The sequence below is a fragment of the Haloferax sulfurifontis genome (assembly GCF_014635105.1).
GTDB classification, from domain to species: domain Archaea; phylum Halobacteriota; class Halobacteria; order Halobacteriales; family Haloferacaceae; genus Haloferax; species Haloferax denitrificans.
In genome coordinates this window covers 65025-82089 of sequence record NZ_BMCI01000001.1, presented here as the reverse complement: position 1 = coordinate 82089, position 17065 = coordinate 65025, and the positions used below count along the sequence as shown (strand labels likewise).

Genomic DNA, 17065 nt, shown 5'->3' with positions numbered 1-17065 from the left:
TATGATACTTTGAAGTATCATACGTAGGCTGTGTACTTCGATGCGCGTCGGAGTAGCAGTCGTTCGTCTGGCAACACCGAAATACCGCCGAATCGAACTTGGCCGGTGGACAAGCGTCTGGTGAGTTGAGTAGGTGGCCCGCGCGCGTCTAGTCAGGCGGCCGGAAACCGCGGTTGCGCGGAAGTGGGTGCACTCGGTGTGGGAGAGTTCCCGGCGAACGAGGGAGCCCTTTCGAGCCGAGGACAGAGGTTCAAATCCCCTCCCGAGCACTTCTCTGGGAAACAACGTGACGAAGAGAGATCGGAGCAGAGGGGATTTGAACTAGCGAGCAACGTGTTGCGGGTGGCGTTCAACTCCCTGACTGATCAGCCCCCTGCTGAACTATCTTCGGAGAGTGAACGACTGCGTTGCACGTCCCCGACCGACCCGTCGCCCGCGGACCGACCCGATTAGCTTGCACGTTTTTAACGATGGCAATTAAAATATGGACGATAGCATGGAACCCGACCGTCCCGAGACGAGGAGTCGGTGATGCTCGAAGAGTTCGTCTCGCAACTCGACCCCGTGGTCGCCCGCCTGTTCGTCGCGGCGGCGTTGGGGATGTTCCTCGGCTTGGAGCGCGAGCGGTCGAAAAAGAGCGCCGGCGTTCGGACGTTCACGCTGATGAGCCTCCTCGGCGGCATCGCCGTCGCGGTCGGGAGCGACATCCTCCTCGCGGTCGGCGGGCTGTTGGTCGTCGCGCAGGCGGTGTTGCTCGGGAGTCGCGGGCTGTTCGAACATCGGACGAACGTTCGGCATGGCGACGGCGACGCCGAACCCGACGCGGGTTTCACCACCGGTACCGACACCGAAGCCAACGACGCCCGCCGCGACGACGCCGGAGTCCCCCGGGTAGACGACCGCGGCGTGAGCCTCTCTCTCACCACGTCCACGTCGCTTCTGGTCGCCTACGCGGTCGGCGCGGCGGTCGTAAGCGGCTTCGTCATCGAGGGGGTCGTCGTCGCGCTCACCTCGTCGCTCCTGTTGGTCCTGCGGCGCGAACTCCACGGGTTCGCGCGGCGACTGACGACGGACGAGGTCCGAAGCGCCGTCGAGTTCGCCATCATCGCGTTCGTCGTCTACCCGTTGCTCCCCGAGGGGCAGGTCGGCCCGTGGGACGCCGTCAGCCCCCGGACCGTCTGGCTACTCGTCGTCGCGGTGAGCGCCATCGGCTTCGTCAACTACGTCATCATCCGGCGGTACGGCGAGCGGGGCATCGCCATCACGGGCTTTTTCGGCGGGCTGGTGAACTCGACGGCCGTCATCGGCGAGATATCCGGTCGGACCACTCGAAACCCGTCGATTCGGCCGCTCGCGGCCGGCGCGATTCTGATGGCCGACGCGGCGATGGCGCTTCGGAACCTCTCGCTCGTCGCCGTGTTCGTCCCGGAACTCGCGGTCGAGGTGGGCGTCCCCCTCGGACTCATCGTGCTCGTCGGGGTGAGCTACGCGCTGTATTCCCTCGAATGGGACGTCGACCTCGACGTGGCGTTCGAGTCGCCGTTCAGCCTCGAAAGCGCCCTTCGGTTCGGCGTTTTCTTCCTCCTCGTCCTGCTCGCCTCCGCGGCGGCACAGGAGTACTTCGGCGCGACCGGGTTCGTCGTGACGAGCTTCCTCGGCGGGCTCGTGTCGAGCGGGTCGGTCGTCACGACCGCCGTCACGCTCTACAGCGGCGGTACCATCGGTGAGACGACCGCCGTCGTCGGGGTCCTCGCCGGCACCGCCGCGAGCATCGCGGTCAAGGTCGCGCTCGCGGCCAGCGTCGACCGGAAACTCCTCGGGCCGGTGGCCCGCCGGAGCGCGCTCCTCGTGGCCGCCGGCCTCGTCGGGGTCGTCATCGTCACCACCGTCGGCGTTCAGCCCTGAGCGGTCGGCATCGACACGGGCGTGCAACCGACGCCTGACGCGGGCGTGTGAGCGGCGCGCCGACCGGTCGCCGGGCGAGCCGATGGCTTGAGGTACGCCGAGGGCTATCGTCGCTCCACGTCCAACAAGCGATGATACTCGACTCGACTCGACGAGACCGTGGCGAACCGCGCGGGGAGCGACAGCGGTCGGCTCCCAAACCGAACGGAACGAGGAACGTCCTCGGGAGCGCCTGAGCGTGTCGGACGCGACGCGCGCCGCGCTCGCCGCGGGAACCCTCGTCGCGCTCGCCGCGACGAGCGGGAGTCTCTACTTCAGCCTCGGCCTCGGACTGACGCCCTGTGACCTCTGTTGGTACCAGCGCATCCTGATGTACCCGCTCGTCGTGGTGCTCGGGGTCGCCGCGGTCGAAGACCGGCCCGGCGTCTGGAAGACGGTCCTGCCGCTCTCGCTCGGCGGCCTCGCGCTCTCGGGGTACCACTCCTATCTGCAGGTCGCGCCGGGCGCGACGTGCACCGTCGGCGGCCCGTGTACGTCCATCCAGTATTCGATGCTCGGCGGGCTTCTGACGATTCCGCGACTCGCGTTCATCGGGTTCGCGCTCGTGACGGTCCTCGCGGTCGCCGTGGCCCGAATCGGCGGCGAGGCCGACGACGCGTGGGGGATGACGTGACCGCGGTCGGGACCGCGCTCCGAGCGCCGCCGTCTCTCTACCTCTCGTCGAGGTCGACCATCGGCTCGGGGTAATCGACACCCAGCTCGACGCCGTAGGACGCCTGTTCGTCCTCGCTCAGTTTCCACGGTTCGCGGGCGTACTCGGCGGGTAACGCGTCGAGTTCGGGGAGCCACGTCGTCACGTACTCGGCGTTCTCGTCGTAGCGCTTCGCCTGCCAGCGCACGTCGAACGAGCGGTCCCGCGAGTCGTTGCCGACGCCCGCGATGTAGGCCCAGTTGCCGTAGTTCGACGCGGGGTCGTAATCGACCAGTCGCGTCTCGAAGTAGGCCGCGCCGCGTCGCCAGTCCAGTCGGAGGTCGTTGGCGAGGAACGACGCGGCGTTCTGTCGCCCGCGGTTCGACATGTAGCCCGTCGCGTTCAGCTCCCGCATGTTCGCGTCGACGAAGGGGATGCCCGTTTCCCCCGCCGCCCAGCGCTCGAACCGCGCGTCGTCGCGTCGCCAGTCGATGTCGGTCCGCTCGCGGATGCCCTCACGGCGGAAGAAGTCGCTCCCGTGTTTGGCGAACTGGAACTGGAAGAAGTCGCGCCAGCGGAGTTCGAAGACGAGCCAGTACGTCGAGTCGTTGGCGACTCGGCGGTCCTCGTAGCGGTCCACCTCTGCCTTGACGTATCGCGGCGAGAGACAGCCCTCGTTCAGCCACGGCGAGAACTTCGAGGAGTAGTCGGCTCCGAGCAGTCCGTTCCGCGTCTCCTTGTACTCGCGGAGGTGGTCACCCGCCCAGACGTACGACTCCACGCGGTCGAGCGCGGCCGTCTCGCCGCCGTCGAACGGGAGGACGCCGCGGTCGTCGGGTGCGGGGTCGAACTCGGCGTCCGAGTTCCCGGCGAGGTCCGAGACCGCGGGAAGGTCGCCCGCGTCGGGCGCGTCTCGGGGGAGCGGCGGGACGGTCGGTTCGGAAAGCGGGTCGCCGCCGGCGGGGTCGCCGCCGCGCGCGCTTCCCGGCCCAGTCTCCGCGTCTGCGTCGGCGTCTTCGGCGGCCGACTCGACCGCCTTCCGAAACGTCGTGTACGTGTCCGGGAGCGCCGACAGCGCCATCGGGAGGTCGTCGACGTGGGTGAGCGTGTGCCCCCAGAAGCGCCGGAGTTCGACCCCGTCGTCCCGGAGCTCCGTTTCGACCGCCGATTCGACGCTCGACTCCTCGGGCGTCGGGCGCGTGTGGACCGTCACGACATCGGCGTCGACGGTTGCGGCCACCTCGGGGAGGACGGACTCGGGCGTCCCCTCGCGGACGAGGAGGTCGCTTCCGCGGTCGCGGAGCGACGCCCGCAGGTCGGACAGCGCTTCGAGGCGGAAGCGGGCGCGGTGCGCGCCGGTCTTCTCGAACACGAAGGAGTCGGGACCGCCGAACGGTCGGTCGCCGTACTCGCGGGGGTCCACGCAGTAGACGGGGACCACGCGGTCGGCGTCACAGGCGGCCGCGAGCGCCGCGTTGTCGTGCAGGCGGAGGTCGCGGCGGAACCACGCGAGCGAAGTTGACTCGGACATCGTCGGCGGCGCTTAGGATGGGGGTGACTTGAGTCGAACGGCGGATTCGGGGCTGAGAGAATGTGACGACCCTCGACCGCGCCGCCCGACCTACGTCCGGCTTCGCGTCTGTAAGCCGAGTTCCGCGCCGGCGACGACCGCGACCGCGGTGAGCACGAGGCCGGCGACCAGCCGCGGGTCCACGCCGCCGATGACGGGGACGCCCATCCACCCGGCGACGAGGAGCGCGAGGCCGGCGAGACACGTCGCGAGCGACAGGAGCGCCAGCGGCGGCTGTGTCGGCTCCGGGTCGGCCAAGAAGTGGTCGAGTTCCGCCGCGGCCGAGCCCAGCGAGACGGTCTTCCCCCGCGAGTCGTACGCGACGATGCGGAGCGAATCGAGTTTGGGGAGGTGCGTCTGGTGAAGCGAGATGTAGACGCTCTGCCGGACGTTCTTGGGCGGCGGCGACTCGCCGGACTCCGCGACCGCGATGTACTCCGCGAGGTCGCCGACCGACTCCGGCCCCGCCGCGTCTCGCAGTCGTTCGAGCGCGAGCCGTCGCCGCTCGTTTCTGAGCACGTCGTGGATGTCGGCCTCGTCGAGCGAGTCGTCCGGAGAGTCGTCCACCGCCGGCGGCTCAGCGTCGACCACGCCCCGCTCAGAGCCAGTCATCGGGCTTCGTGTCGTAGTCGACCTCGCCGGCGGCGATGCGCGCTTCCAGTTCGGGGGCGAGGTCGTGTTCCTCGAACGACTCGCCGTCGTACCGAATCCGGATGGCCCGCTCTTCGGGCGTCGGCTCGCGCCCCCGTCGCCGGGCGACTTCGACCTCGTGTTCGTCGAACTCCTTCGTGATGGTCATCAGGTTCACCGGGCGGCCCCAGAGGTGGTAGACGCGCTCCAAGACGCCCTTGGCCTGCTTCATGTCGAGGATGACGCCGTTGTACTGGTGTCCCAACAGGAGTTCCCCCCGGTTGTCGAAGTTGCCGTCGTACACCGCGATGGTCGGCTTCCCGAAGTTGGTGAACTGGAACAGGAGCTTCTTTTTCACGTCCTGATACTCCGACGAGGAGACGCGGAACTGCCGCGACGACTGGGAGAACTCGTAGGCGAAGTAGTGGTTCGCGCGGACGAACTCCTCGGAGAGGAACGCGTCGAGGAACGTCACGTCGTTGTGGCTCTCGCGAATCTCGCGCATGCGGTCCCAGCCGGCGGTCTTGTCCACGTCGGCGACGGCCTCCGCGACGCTGTCGTACACCTCGTCGTCGAACATGTACCGCGAGAGCTGTTCGAGCTCGGAGCGCCGTATCCGACTGAGGAACCCGCGGTTCTGCGACTTGACCAGCGAGTAGTGACGCTCCGCGAGCCCCTCGTAAGTGAGCAGTTTCCACGGGTAGGCGTCGAGGTCGAGCGACTCGTCGCCCGAAAGCGCCCGGTCGAGCGTCTCGTGGTCGACTCTGGGGTCGTCCGGGCCGAGTTCGGACAGTTCGTCGAGGGAGTCGGCGCTGACGCCGTCGATGGCGGGGTCCGCCCGGAGGAGTTCCTGCACCTCGTCGAAGTCGACCGTCTCGCGGAAGTTGCGCCACGTGACGCCCTTCACGCGCAGGAGCTTGTCGGCGACCTCCGCGCGGTTCGTCGAGTTCTCGATGTACTCCCACAGCTCCTTGCCGAGCTTGTAGGGGTTGAGCCCGGGCGACCCGAGGACGCGCGACTGGTGGTCGGCGTAGGTGATGAACTCGTCCGTGCCGGCGAACCGCTCGTCGGCCATCATGAGCGACTCCCAGTAGGCCGCCCAGCCCTCGTTCATCACCTTCGTCATCTTCTGGGCGGCGAAGTAGTACGCCTCCTCGCGGAGCATATCGAGGACGTCCTTCTGCCACGGCTCCATCTCTTCGGCCTTGCCCGTCTCCTCGTCGTACCGCATCCCGTGTTCGCGGACGTACGCGAGCACGTCCTTCCGGGGGTCGGTGAGCTTCGCGGCCTCGCGTTCGGCCTCTTCGACCCCTTCGAGCCACGCCTCGTCGAACACCTCGCGGCGCACGTCGTCGGAGATGTCGAGACTGTCCAACTGGGCGCGAATGTCTCCGGGGATACGACCGTCCTCGTCGGCGGCGGCCTCGCGGATGGTCCGGTGTTGGTCGATGGTGTCTTCCAGACAGAGGACGGCGTCGATGAACTTCTCCACGTCGTCCCGGCTGATTTCGGGGTTTTCCACGTACCGTTCGATGGTCTGGGCGTGCCGTTCGAGCATCGCCGCGGCGGCGAACTGCCCCTCGTCGGAGAACAGCCCGAACCACTGGTTGTTCTTGAAGAAGTCCGAGTGCGCCTCGACGTGCGTGATGACGGCCTTCTGGTCGGCCAGCGAGTTCGACTCCTGGAGGAAGGCGTTCGCGGGGTCGTCGTTGTTGACGATTTCGAACGCCTTGCCCATGCCGAACTGGTCGGTCTTCCGCTGGCGGTCGTAGGTCATCCCCCACCGCCAGTGCGGATACCGCTCTTGGAAGCCGCCGTAGGCGATGAGCTGGTTCATCTCGTCGTAGTTGACCACCCAGTAGTTCACCGGGTAGGGGTCGAGTCCGAGCTTCTTGGCGAGCGCGCCGGCCTCCCGGACGGGCTCGTCGAGTCTAGCGGCCTCGCGCTGTGCGTCTCTGCGGTGTCGTCTGAAACTCATTCTGCTGTCGCCTCCGTGCTGAGGATGGTGTAGATGGCGTCGATGACGTCGTCGGGCTCCGAGACGTACGCGACGACGACGTTACCCTGCTCGCCGAGGCTCCGCTCGACCTCTTCTGCGTGCGTGGCGTTGATTGCGGTCCCGCCGGGTTGGGTCTCCACGTAGGCGTGGAGGTTCGCGTCAATCTCCTGCATGAGCGGGACGACACGCTCTTTCGTGTCGTTCGAGGAGTTCTCGGAGTCGCCCGCGGCGAAGACGTAGCGGTTCCACTCGCGCCACGGGTAACGCTCGTCCAAGACCTCCTTGGCCAGCTCGTAGGCCGACGAGATGCGCGTCCCGCCGCCCGAACGGATGCCGAAGAACTCGTCGCGTTCGACCTCCCACGCCTCGGCGTCGTGGGCGATGTAGACGAACTCGGCGTGGTCGTACTTGCCCGTGAGATACCAGTCGAGCGGGGTGAACGTGCGCTCGACGAGTTCGCGTTTCGTCTCCCGCATCGACCCCGACACGTCGCGGATGTTGACGACCACGACGTTCGACTGCTTCTTCTCTACGACCTCGGGGTGGCGGTAGCGCTCGTCCTCGCGGCGGAACGGAATCTCGCGGAGCCCCTCCCGGCGGATGCGCTGGATTGCCGTCGTCCGCTCGACGTTCTCCTCCATCTCTGCGAAGGAGGCCCACGTCCCGCGCTCGTCGTCCGGAATGCGGCCCCACTCGTCTTCTATCCACGCCATCGAGACGAGGATGTTCTGCTCGCGGCACCACTCGAACACCTCGCGGGCGGTGGTACCCTCGACCTTCATCGCCTCGCGGACGAACTCCTCGTCGAAGTCCATCGCCAGCTTGCGCTTCAGGCCCTCCTTGAACAGGCGCTCGAAGTCGAGGGTGCTGTGGGGGCCGCTCCGGGTGATGTCGGTGAAGTCGCCTTCGACCTCCTCTACGACCTCCTTGCCCTTCGGTTCGAGTTCGAGGCCGAGTTCCTCGTCCAACGCCTCGGCGAACTGCTCGGGGTCCATCTCGTAGTACTCGTGTTCGGCCCCCTCCTCGCCCGGTTCGCCGTCTTCGCCGTCGCCGTCGCCGGGTTGCGGCTGGCCGAGCGGCTGGCCCACGTCGGGCGTGCCGCCTTTGCCCTGTCCGACGCCGCCCATGTCGAGGCGGTCGTACTTGAACTCCGGCAGGTCCACGACCTTGATGGGTATCTTGATGTCCTTCGACCCGGACGCGCCGAGGTCGCCGTAGGAGATGAACTCCTTGAGGTCTTCGCGGCGCTCTTCGCCCACTTCGCGGAATCGTTCGAGGTCGTCTCTCAGTCCCATGTGTGGCTCACCTCCTTCATCACGGCGCGGCTGGTCAGTTCGGCCGACGCGGCGGTGTAGCCGCGGTCGACCAGTTCGTCGATGGTGCGGGCTTTCACCCGCGCCGTCTCGGTGTTCGCCGGCGGGTCGTCCCACTGGCGGGGGTCGAGGTCGGAGAACAGCCGGCGCACGTCCTCCCAGTCGTGGGTTTCGAGCACCGTCCGGATGACCGGAATCTCGGTGAGGTCAACGTCGGAGACGGTGAATCCCTCGTCGCGGTTCTCCCACGCGTAGCGGTTGAGCGCGGTGATGACCTTCTCGTTGCGGAACTCCTCGACCGACTCGGAGGGCTCGTTGCCCTCGTAGTCGCCCGGCGAGAAGCGCCCGAGGTGCTCGGTCTCGAACAGCTTCATCAGAAGCGGGTCGGGGTCGACCGGCCCGCGCTCGGTCTCTATCTGTCCGTCGGACGCCCACGCGTAGACGTGTTCGACGTACTCCTCGACCGTCTCGCGCTCGACGCCCTTGTCGGCGAGGAGCGCGTCGAGCACGTCCGCCTCCTGCCGGTCGAAGATGTACGATTTGACCATCGCGATGCGGCCCTCGTACTCCGAGGACTCCGCCCGCGAGAACACCGGCGCATCGGAGAGTTCGGCGACCATCTCGTCGAGCACGTCGGTCGGCATCACCACCGACGACACGTCGAGGTCGGGGTGTCTGCGGTCGATGCGGTCGTGAAGCAGGTCGGCGATGACGTCGCGGGTGAACGTCACGGGAATCCCGTGGGTCCCCTCCGAGTCGCCGATGAACTCGAACGCCGACACCTCGTGGCGCTGGTCGCCGACCTGCAGGTAGCCGCGGTCGAACAACAGCGCCTTGTCCACGAGGTCGAACTCGACGTCCGGGTCGCGCGGCACGTCGTCGCCGTCGAGGCGGGTCACGACGCTGTAGAGCGCCGCGGCCTCGACCGCGTGCGGGGCGAGTTCGCGGGTTCGGACCTCGCCCGGCCCCTCGCGCACGTCCAGCGAGACGGCCTCGGCGACGCGGTCGGCCATCGCCTCGGGGTCGTCGGTCCAGACGCTCGTCTCGTTCGTCAGCTCGCGGCGGATGAGTTCGGCCTCCAGCGAGAGGTTCGTCAGGTAGCGGAACTCGTGTTTGTTGAGCCGGCGCTTGAGCGCCTTCAGCGGGTCGCGGCCGTTCCGGTCGGCGTACTTGTCGAGTTCGGCGTCGAGGTCCGGGTTCGAGATGATGACGAGCTGGGTGTCGATGTCCATCCCGATTCCCTTGTCCAGTTTGACGTGGCCCTCGTCGGGGACGTTCAGGAGCTTCTGGAGCAGGTCGGCGTGCTGGGTGGCGTCCTCGACGATGGTGAGGAGGCCGTTGCCCTGCGAGAGCACGCCGTCGTAGCTGAACGCCTGCGGGTTCTTCCGCCCGCGGGAGTTCAGCTCGCGGAGCATGCTCGGCATCCACGACCCGACCAGTCGCTCCTTGGGCGAGCCGTCGTCCTCCGAGTGGAGGACGCCGACGCCGCGGCCGACGTCGACGACGTAGTTCTTCACCCGGAGGTGTTTCGGGTCCGTGACGGCGCTGAAGAGGTCGCTTTTCCCCGCCCGGCGGAACTCCTCTTCGAGGTAGGTGTACGCCTCCAGACAGAACGGGTCGAGGTCCTCGTCCACGTCGATGGCGATGTGGTCGCCGTTCCTGCTGTTGAGGTCGGCGAGCAGTCGCTTGCGGACCTCGGCGGGGAACACCGAAAGCGGGTGCGACTGGACCGGGCTCTCGTACCAGTCCTCGTCGTCGGCGTCGACCTCGCCGCCGTAGGACAGCCCGCGGGTGTCGTCGGCGTTGGCGACGTTCCACTCGACGGTGTAGCGCCGCCCCGCGTCGGTCTTCGAGTACTCCCGAAGCCCGTTGATGAGACAGCGTTTCAACTCGGATTTGCCCGTGGCCGTCGGGCCGTCGAACCAGACGATTTTCTCGGCTTTGCCGCGGTCGGCGGCGATGGTCCGCAGGTCGTCGACGAAGGCGTTGAGCACCTCCGTGTTGCCGAGGACCGCGTGCTCGCCGTCGTTGGCGGGGTCGTCGAAAAAGCGGTAGCGCTGTTTCTCCTCGCCCTGTTCGACCACCTGTCGGGTCCCCATCGACTCGATGGCCTCCAAGAGGTACTTCGACGCGTGGGAGGCGATAGACGGCGACTCGAACGCGGCGTCGACGTACTCGCCGAGGCTCATCGGCTCCTCGTAGGTGCCGCGGAGCGCCTCGTCCGCCTCGCGGATGTAGTCTCGCATGGTCACCCTTCGAGTTCGGCCTTCGCCACCTCCGCACCGGCGAACTCGAGCACCTCCCGTGCGCCGTCGCGCGAGTAGCCCTGGTCGACGAGCGCGTCGATCCACGCGTTGCGCTCGTCGTCGTCCAGTTCGTTCGCGCTCACGAGCGCCGAGAAGTTGATGTTGTGCTTCTTGTCCTCCCAGAGCTTGCGTTCGAGGGCGCGGCGGAGGCGGTCGTTGTCCTGCGGGTTGAACGACGTCCCCTCGCGGGCGCGCCGGGAGACCCAGTTGGAGACCTCCTGTCGGAAGTCGTCCTTGCGGTCCTCGGGGATGTTGAGCTTCTCTTCGACCGCGCGGAGGAACTTCTCGTCGGGCTCTTGGTCGCGGCCCGTCAGTTCGTCTTCGACCGTCGCGTCGTCGATGTAGGCCATGACGTGGTCCATGTACTTCTCGCCCTGCCGGCGAATCTCGTCGATGTCGTAGGCGAGGGCGTGGCGCACGTCCTCGATGGCGCGCTCTTTGTACTCCTCGCGGACCATCTCGAGGTAGCGGTGGTAGCGTTCGAGGTTCTCCTCGGGAATCGACCCGTGGTTTTCGAGGTTCTCTTCGAGGTGGGTGAACGAGGACAGCGGCGAGAGGTAGCCCCGACCGCGGTGGGTCGCGTCCATGATGGCCTCGGCGATTTCGTCGCCGATGAACCGGGCGGAAACGCCGTCCATCCCCTCGGCGATGTCGGCTTTCTTCTCGCCCTCCTCGCGGAGTTTGCGCACGTCCACGTCGTCGCCGTCGTCCAGCTCGCCGTTGTAGGCCTTCGCCTTCTGAACGAGCGAGATGGTGTCGGAGTCGGGTTCGACGATGCGCGTCAGGACGCCGAACAGCCCGGACATCTCCAGGGTGTGCGGCTCGACGTGGATGTCTGGCACGTCGGCGTTCCGGAGCATCTTCCGGTAGATTTCGGCCTCCTGTTCGTATTCGAGGACGTACGGGAAGTCGATGCGCTTGGTCCGGTCGTTGAACGCCTCCATCTTCTCGTCGCCTTTCTTCTCGCGGTACTCGGGCATGTTCGTCCGCCCGACGATGACCTGGTCGATGTCGATTCGGGGGTTGTTCTTCGGCTTGATGGTCTGTTCCTGCGAGGCGTGCAGGAAGTCGTAGAGGAACTCCCGCTGGAGCTTCAGCAGTTCCTCGCCGGAGAAGATGCCGCGGTTCGCGTTACAGAACGCGCCGGCGTAGTCGAACGCCCGGGGGTCGGACTCGCCGTACACCGCGAGTTTCGAGTAGTTGACGTCGCCGGTGAGTTCGGTCTCGTCTTGGTTCTTCTTGTCCTTCGGCTCGAACGTCTCGATGCACTGGCGTTTGTTCTCGGAGGCGACGAGCCGGACGATTTCGATGTGGTTCTCGACGACCTCCTCCAAGTCGTCGTCGTAGTGGGCGAGCAGTCGGTCCATGTAGAACTCCGAGGCGGGGTCTAACGCCTGGTCGTTCCGGATGGTGTAGGGCGCGTCGAGGTTCTCGTTCAACTGCTCGATGACCACGTCGCGCTGTTCCTGCGGGAGCAACACGAGCGGGTCCTGATTCATCGGCGACTGGACCACGTCGTCGGACGGGTCCTGGTCGCGGATGACGTCGCCGATGTTCGTCCACCGGAAGGTGTACATCCGCCCCTCGTCGGACATGGTGTAGTCCTCGAAGTAGCGGCGGGCAATCCAGTCGAAGTGCGACTTCCCGGAGCCGACGGGGCCCAAGAGGAGTTTGATGCGCTTTTCGGGGCCGAGGCCGCGGGCCCCCGATTTCACCTTGTTGACGAACTCGTGTATCGACTCGTGCACTTCGCGGCCGTAGAAGACGTTCTCTCCGTCGTGAAGGGGGTCTTCGGAGGCCATGAGGTACTCCACGACGCCCGCGTCCTCGTCGTAACGGGTGCCGTAGAAGTCGAACATGTCCGCCACGCGCTGGTGGGCGTTGCGAGCGATCTTTGGGTGAGCGTAGACCTCTTCCAAGTACCACTCGAAGCTCTTGGCCTCGCGGAGGTCCGCGGGCACGGAGTCTTTGTAGTGCTTGCTCAGGTCTGCGAGTGTTTCAATTTCGCCGGTCATTGTTCGTGGAGCCTCGTCGGACCAGCCGTCCGGAGACGACCGAGGGCGACGCGCCCGCGTTCGCGGGTCGCAGACGACACACCCAGAGCCACGGACCCGCGGCGACAGACCGCGGGCGGTGAATCGAAGTGCGTCGCCGCCGCTACGCGCTCACGACGGGTCGGCGACGGGCGACAGAATCGGCGATTTGCGGACGATGCGTGACGGCTCGCTCGGCCCGGGGACCGAGACTACCAATCAATGAGAGACGTTAACATATAACGCTTTCTGTGAAAGTAGTCAACTGATTGTCTCGAACGCCAACCAATCCAGATACGTACCACATCGGGTGACCCTTCGACTGACCGACGTGTGTCGATTTAATCGGCGATTCAGTCCGTTGGCGGTCTCGTTAATCTCGTCGGCTGGGATTCATGTCGTCTCCGTCCGGTCACTTTCGAGGGGTGAACCACGCCGTCGAGTCGGCGTCAAGCCGCTGTCGAGCCGCCGTCGCGGCGACGCGCGAGCGCGACGCGAGGGCGCGACCGGGGGGCGCGGCGGAAGCGGGAAGGCTTAGGACGCGCGGCGGACTAGCACGCCCATGACCGACCTGCCCGACGGGTGGACGCTCTGGAACGACGAACCCGAGGGGCGGCGCATCCTCGCGTATCGCCCCGACGTGTTCAACGAGAGCGCCTTCCCCGCCGAGTGCATGCCGACCGTCTTCGTGTGGAACGGGTCGCGGGCGAACCGTCCGGGCGCGACGCAGATACGCACCGAGACGTGGCACGCGGTGCTCTATCTCGAACCCGAAATCGAGGTCGTCGTCGAGGCGTTCGACTCCCGCGAGGCGGCCGTCGAGGGGGCGACCGACATCGCCGGGCGGTTTTCCGACGGCGAGATAGACTACCGGAGCGCCTACCAGGTCCCCCGCGAGGACTACTTCGCGAAGCTCGACGAGCTGACCGGGCGGGAGCCTTAACCACCTCGCAGGAGAACCACCGCTATGACCTCCGTCACTCTCGTCGGTGCCCGCCTGACCGACCCCGGCACCGAGTTCGTCTACCGCGGCGAATCGAGCGCCTGCGAGGGCTGTCCGTACCGCCGCCAGTGTCTCAACCTCACCGAGGGCGTCCGCTATCGGGTCCTCGACGTGCGCGAGAACACGCAGGTTCTCGACTGCGCCGTCCACGACGAGGGCGTCCGCGCGGTCGAGGTCGAGCCGGCCCCGGTCACGGCGAACGTCCCCTCGAAGGGCGCGTACGCCGGGAGCAAGGCCAGCCTGCAGGGTCCCTGCCCGCACACCGAGTGCCCGAGCCACGAGTACTGCGTCCCCGAGGGGGCGGAGTTCGACCAGGAGTACCGCATCCACGACGTACTGGGCGACCCCCCGCACGACCACTGCCACCTCGACCGGAACCTGACGCTCGTCGAGTTCGAACCCGCCGACGAATAGGGCTTTTCTGCGGTTCTCGGTCGCCGACGCGGTGACTCGAATCCTCGGGGAGGGCGACGAACAGACGGGAGAACCGAGAGAGCCGACCGACTACGGGAGCGTGCCGACCTTCTCGCCGGCGTAGCCGAAGATGTCCGCGTAGCCGTACGCCGAAAGGAGAATGGGGTAGAAGTCGCGGTCGGCGACGAACTGCTCGGCGTCGGCGCGGGCGAACGTCTCGCCCGCCGAGACGGGTTCGAAGTTGGTCGCGTGGACCTCGTACTGGTCGGCCGGCGGCTTGGGAAGCCGTTCGAGCAGGCGGAACACGTCGAGGCTGTGCTCCTCGGGGATGCCGAGTTTCAGCCGGTCGTCTTCGGTCTGCGACGCGGTTTCGTCGGGTGCGCCGCCGTCTTTCCCCCCGTCGCTCGCAATCGCGGGCGCGGGGAGGGCGTTGGTCGCGGTGAGGAACGCCCGGATGAGCCAGTAGGCGTTGTCGGCGGCCTCGTCGGACTTCTGGAGGCCGGCTTCGACCTCGATGGTGTGGGCGTGTTCGATGAGGCGGCCCTCCGCGAAGTGGTTCGTCTCGACGGCCACGTCGACCGGGAGGCGAGGGAGAATCGACCGGGAGATGGCGTCGACCGTGTCCACGATGGCGAACGGCTCGGCGTACGACTGGGTGGAGTGAATCGAGAAGGCCGTGGTGCCGCGGACCTCGCGGCCGAGGTCGTGGGCGAGGCGTCGCTCGTGGCTCTCGGCGTTTGGGTCGCCGGGGAACGCCCGGTTGAGGTCGTCGTCGAGGTAGCGCTCGTCCGCCGCCAGCGCCTCCTCGTTGGCGACGATGAGCTTCACCGGCCGCTCGACGTCGGGGTCCTCCGCGACGAATCGCTCGATGGCGCGAGCACCACAGGGCTCGTCGCCGTGGATGGACCCGACGACCGACACTTCCGGCGTGCCGTCACCGAGTTCGTAGATTCGCATTGCCGGTTCCTAGAACTGGACGCTAATGGACCTTTAGATTCTCCCGGTTCGCGCCGCTTTCGCCGACGCGTCAGCCGAGACAGTCGCCTCGGAACTGCGGCATCTCCGGGTCCGACGCGGTCAGTGGTCGAGTTCCTCGGCGTACTCGTAGTCGGCGGGATAGGCGGTCGCGCGGTGTCCGTCGAGGGCGATCTGCCAGCCGTGGAGCGCCGTCGGGTCGTCCAGCGCCGCCCGGAGGGTCGCGCGCACGTCGTCCACGTCGACGCCGTAGAAGTCGCTCGGGACGCCGCGGATGTACTCCAGCGCCGTCTCGAACAGCGACCGCATCCCCGCGTCGTTCTCGAAGTCGAAGTGCTTGTACGCGCCGGCGGCGACCTGCACCATCCCGTGGAGGAAGGCGCTTTCGGCGGTCCCCGCGCCGTAGTTGTACCACTCGTCTTCGAAGCAGTCGTGGCTCTCGTGGAAGTCGCCGGAGTTGAACAGGCGGACGCCGTGTTCGACCGCCCGCCGGAGCGTCGCGTGCTCCCACGTCCGCAGGTCGTCGTCCCACCCCGACGGGTTGCCGAGCGGCGGGGCGACGCTCGGGTCGCGGGTGTGTTCGTCCATGTGAGTCAGGGCGACCGGGAGGCCGGTAACTCCATCGGTGGCGCAATCGGTCGCGCGGTTTTTTCCTGCTGGCGCGACAACGGTCGGACGTGACGGACGCGATAGACTGCACCTACTGCGGGAGCGACGTTCGGCGTCACGACCCCGTCTTCGTGGAGGAACTCGACGCCGGCGAGCGCGTGCCGGCGGGCGCGTTCTGCAACTACGCGTGCCTCTCGTCGCACATCGACGCGGCGGGGCTCGCGACCGGAGCGTCCTGCGAGTGGCGACCGGAGTAGTCTCCGGACCCGCTCGCCCCGGTCCGGCCGACCGGACCGGGGGCCGTGTTCGCCTCGTCTGCGGCGTCGCCGTTGTCGGTCTCCTCGTCGTCGAGCGGCTCGGCGGCCTCGTCTGACGTTTCGCAACGTTTTAGCGGTCCCCCTGTCGTACTTGAGTACGCGCGAGGGTAGCTAAGTCAGGAAAAAGCGGCGGACTCAAGATCCGCTCCCGTAGGGGTCCGTGGGTTCAAATCCCTCCCCTCGCACTTCTGCCGAAACACGACGCGATGAGCGGCGAGTACGCCCTGCGGGATTCGAATCGGGGAGCGGAAGCGACCGTGGTGGACCTCCTCCACAGGTGAGCATACGGACGCCGAGGAGGACCGCCGTGCCAATATAAACCGACCGACCGACCGCCGACGCCGTCGTTTCTACTCCCGTGAGTTTCTCGGCCACGCCGCCGCGACAGGACGCCACGCGTCTCCAGCGGCATCCCGAACGATTCATCATGAACAGACCACGTTTCCGGTGAAAAGGGCCGGAGGGGAGCCGACCGAGGACGACATTCGACGACGACTTCGACTAGGCTGTCGGCCGAACTGACTATCAGTGTTCTCTGACTGTCCAAAATATATCAGAAACATTCATTATGTTATCGGGCCTACTGTAGTGTTGCCGGAAGCGCAAGGACGCACCGGATGACCAAACCGAATCCCTCGGGCGACGTGAAAGGCGTCGACGACGGTACGCATCGCAAGGTGCGGAGGAATGGAATCGACACGAACACCGAGTCTTTCGTAACAGGAAGACGAGGTCAAAGTGCCGAAGAGGAACCGAAACAGCCCCGTAACCGCTCTGCGAGCGAGTGGCAGGAAGACCAAGTACCGGACCACGAGGAATCGGAGTTCGGGAACTCGGCGCAAGCCGAAAACGGTCGTGAGGGTTGTGGAAAACGTCTTCCGTCCGGGTTCTAATTGCGGATTCTGGCTTTTCCGTTATCTGCCCTTCGAGCGAGCGGTCCGCCTCGCGGGGGCGCGCAGTTCACGACCCGTCGAGTCGGCGGTGCGTCGGTGGCACGTCGGTGCCGCGTCGGCGACGACGTTACGGCCGAACCAACTGGCTCATCAGTCGGAGATACTCCGAAGCGACGAGCGGTTCGTCCGCCGCGGTTCGCTCGACGGCCGCCACGCCGTGTTTCAGTTTCTCCTTGAGCGGACTCGGCGGTACCTTGTGGCCGAGCACGCGTGACGCCGTTTCGACGTGTTCCAGCGCGGCCTCGGCGTCGCCGACTCTGACCGCCGCTCTGGCGTCGTCGAAGGACGCCGCGAGCGACTCGCGGACCCGCGCCGGGAGGTCGATAGCGTCTGACACGCCACGAGGT

Annotated in this window: 14 protein-coding genes and 1 tRNA gene; 6 read left to right on the top strand and 9 right to left on the bottom strand. The window is 66.7% G+C overall.

Features of this window, described 5'->3' with window-relative positions:
* Window positions 1-531 precede the first annotated feature (531 nt).
* Both IEV64_RS00410 and IEV64_RS00405 read left to right on the top strand, forming a co-directional pair.
* Entirely contained in the window at window positions 532-1905 is a 1374-nt protein-coding gene (locus IEV64_RS00410; protein WP_007273266.1) for an MgtC/SapB family protein, read from the top strand.
* Between the two features lie 238 nt (window positions 1906-2143).
* Window positions 2144-2578 (top strand): disulfide bond formation protein B, encoded by a 435-nt coding sequence (locus IEV64_RS00405; RefSeq protein ID WP_004969325.1) that lies wholly within the window; start codon window positions 2144-2146, stop codon window positions 2576-2578.
* A gap of 37 nt (window positions 2579-2615) precedes the next feature.
* Here IEV64_RS00405 and IEV64_RS00400 read toward each other — a convergent pair whose 3' ends face one another.
* From IEV64_RS00400 to IEV64_RS00375, 6 genes are all read right to left on the bottom strand, one after another.
* A complete protein-coding gene (locus IEV64_RS00400) occupies window positions 2616-4127 on the bottom strand; it encodes a DASH family cryptochrome (RefSeq protein ID WP_188422883.1) in 1512 nt (503 codons plus the stop codon).
* A gap of 90 nt (window positions 4128-4217) precedes the next feature.
* The gene (locus IEV64_RS00395; protein WP_425433181.1) at window positions 4218-4778 is read right to left on the bottom strand and encodes a DUF7344 domain-containing protein; all 561 of its coding nucleotides are present in this window, start codon (window positions 4776-4778) and stop codon (window positions 4218-4220) included.
* Window positions 4765-6774 (bottom strand): SpoVR family protein, encoded by a 2010-nt coding sequence (locus tag IEV64_RS00390; RefSeq protein WP_188422882.1) that lies wholly within the window; start codon window positions 6772-6774, stop codon window positions 4765-4767. Before IEV64_RS00390 ends, IEV64_RS00395 begins: the two co-directional genes overlap by 14 nt.
* Window positions 6771-8090 carry a YeaH/YhbH family protein gene (locus tag IEV64_RS00385; protein ID WP_007273270.1) on the bottom strand — a complete coding sequence of 440 codons (1320 nt, stop codon included), beginning with the start codon at window positions 8088-8090 and terminating at the stop codon, window positions 6771-6773. The genes IEV64_RS00390 and IEV64_RS00385 overlap by 4 nt, the downstream gene beginning before the upstream one ends.
* A complete protein-coding gene (locus IEV64_RS00380; protein WP_049920347.1) occupies window positions 8081-10354 on the bottom strand; it encodes a PrkA family serine protein kinase in 2274 nt (757 codons plus the stop codon). The genes IEV64_RS00385 and IEV64_RS00380 overlap by 10 nt, the downstream gene beginning before the upstream one ends.
* 2 nt (window positions 10355-10356) lie before the next feature.
* The gene (locus IEV64_RS00375; protein ID WP_007273272.1) at window positions 10357-12429 is read right to left on the bottom strand and encodes a PrkA family serine protein kinase; all 2073 of its coding nucleotides are present in this window, start codon (window positions 12427-12429) and stop codon (window positions 10357-10359) included.
* A 580-nt stretch (window positions 12430-13009) separates the two neighbouring features.
* Between IEV64_RS00375 and IEV64_RS00370 the strand changes: the two genes are divergently transcribed.
* Complete coding sequence (locus IEV64_RS00370; RefSeq protein WP_007273273.1) at window positions 13010-13390, top strand: DUF5820 family protein; 381 nt, start codon at window positions 13010-13012, stop codon at window positions 13388-13390.
* 24 nt (window positions 13391-13414) lie between these two features.
* Window positions 13415-13864, top strand: coding sequence for a UPF0179 family protein (locus IEV64_RS00365; protein WP_007273274.1), 450 nt, complete (start codon window positions 13415-13417; stop codon window positions 13862-13864).
* A gap of 90 nt (window positions 13865-13954) precedes the next feature.
* On the opposite strand, the gene IEV64_RS00360 is transcribed toward IEV64_RS00365, so the two are convergent.
* Both IEV64_RS00360 and IEV64_RS00355 read right to left on the bottom strand, forming a co-directional pair.
* On the bottom strand, window positions 13955-14821 hold the full coding sequence (locus IEV64_RS00360) for a M14 family metallopeptidase (RefSeq protein WP_188422881.1): 867 nt from the start codon (window positions 14819-14821) through the stop codon (window positions 13955-13957).
* A gap of 120 nt (window positions 14822-14941) precedes the next feature.
* The gene (locus IEV64_RS00355) at window positions 14942-15427 is read right to left on the bottom strand and encodes a DUF309 domain-containing protein (protein WP_007273276.1); all 486 of its coding nucleotides are present in this window, start codon (window positions 15425-15427) and stop codon (window positions 14942-14944) included.
* An 89-nt stretch (window positions 15428-15516) separates the two neighbouring features.
* On the opposite strand from IEV64_RS00355, the gene IEV64_RS00350 reads away from it, so the two are divergent.
* Window positions 15517-15705: a hypothetical protein gene (locus IEV64_RS00350; RefSeq protein WP_007273277.1), complete on the top strand. Its 189-nt coding sequence runs from the start codon at window positions 15517-15519 to the stop codon at window positions 15703-15705.
* A 161-nt stretch (window positions 15706-15866) separates the two neighbouring features.
* Window positions 15867-15950, top strand: a tRNA-Leu gene (locus IEV64_RS00345).
* Between the two features lie 835 nt (window positions 15951-16785).
* On the opposite strand, the gene IEV64_RS00340 is transcribed toward IEV64_RS00345, so the two are convergent.
* Entirely contained in the window at window positions 16786-17055 is a 270-nt protein-coding gene (locus IEV64_RS00340) for a DUF8101 family protein (protein WP_188422880.1), read from the bottom strand.
* Between the last annotated feature and the right edge of the window lie 10 nt (window positions 17056-17065).

Excerpts from the sequence above, each read along its gene's own strand:
- IEV64_RS00370 (WP_007273273.1), top strand. The coding sequence starts at position 13,010 with ATGACCGACCTGCCCGACGGGTGGACGCTCTGGAACGACGAACCCGAG.
- IEV64_RS00360 (WP_188422881.1), bottom strand. The coding sequence starts at position 14,821 with ATGCGAATCTACGAACTCGGTGACGGCACGCCGGAAGTGTCGGTCGTC.
- IEV64_RS00380 (WP_049920347.1), bottom strand. The coding sequence starts at position 10,354 with ATGCGAGACTACATCCGCGAGGCGGACGAGGCGCTCCGCGGCACCTAC.
- IEV64_RS00395 (WP_425433181.1), bottom strand. The coding sequence starts at position 4,778 with ATGACTGGCTCTGAGCGGGGCGTGGTCGACGCTGAGCCGCCGGCGGTG.
- IEV64_RS00375 (WP_007273272.1), bottom strand. The coding sequence starts at position 12,429 with ATGACCGGCGAAATTGAAACACTCGCAGACCTGAGCAAGCACTACAAA.
- IEV64_RS00400 (WP_188422883.1), bottom strand. The coding sequence starts at position 4,127 with ATGTCCGAGTCAACTTCGCTCGCGTGGTTCCGCCGCGACCTCCGCCTG.
- IEV64_RS00385 (WP_007273270.1), bottom strand. The coding sequence starts at position 8,090 with ATGGGACTGAGAGACGACCTCGAACGATTCCGCGAAGTGGGCGAAGAG.
- IEV64_RS00355 (WP_007273276.1), bottom strand. The coding sequence starts at position 15,427 with ATGGACGAACACACCCGCGACCCGAGCGTCGCCCCGCCGCTCGGCAAC.
- IEV64_RS00410 (WP_007273266.1), top strand. The coding sequence starts at position 532 with ATGCTCGAAGAGTTCGTCTCGCAACTCGACCCCGTGGTCGCCCGCCTG.
- IEV64_RS00365 (WP_007273274.1), top strand. The coding sequence starts at position 13,415 with ATGACCTCCGTCACTCTCGTCGGTGCCCGCCTGACCGACCCCGGCACC.
- IEV64_RS00390 (WP_188422882.1), bottom strand. The coding sequence starts at position 6,774 with ATGAGTTTCAGACGACACCGCAGAGACGCACAGCGCGAGGCCGCTAGA.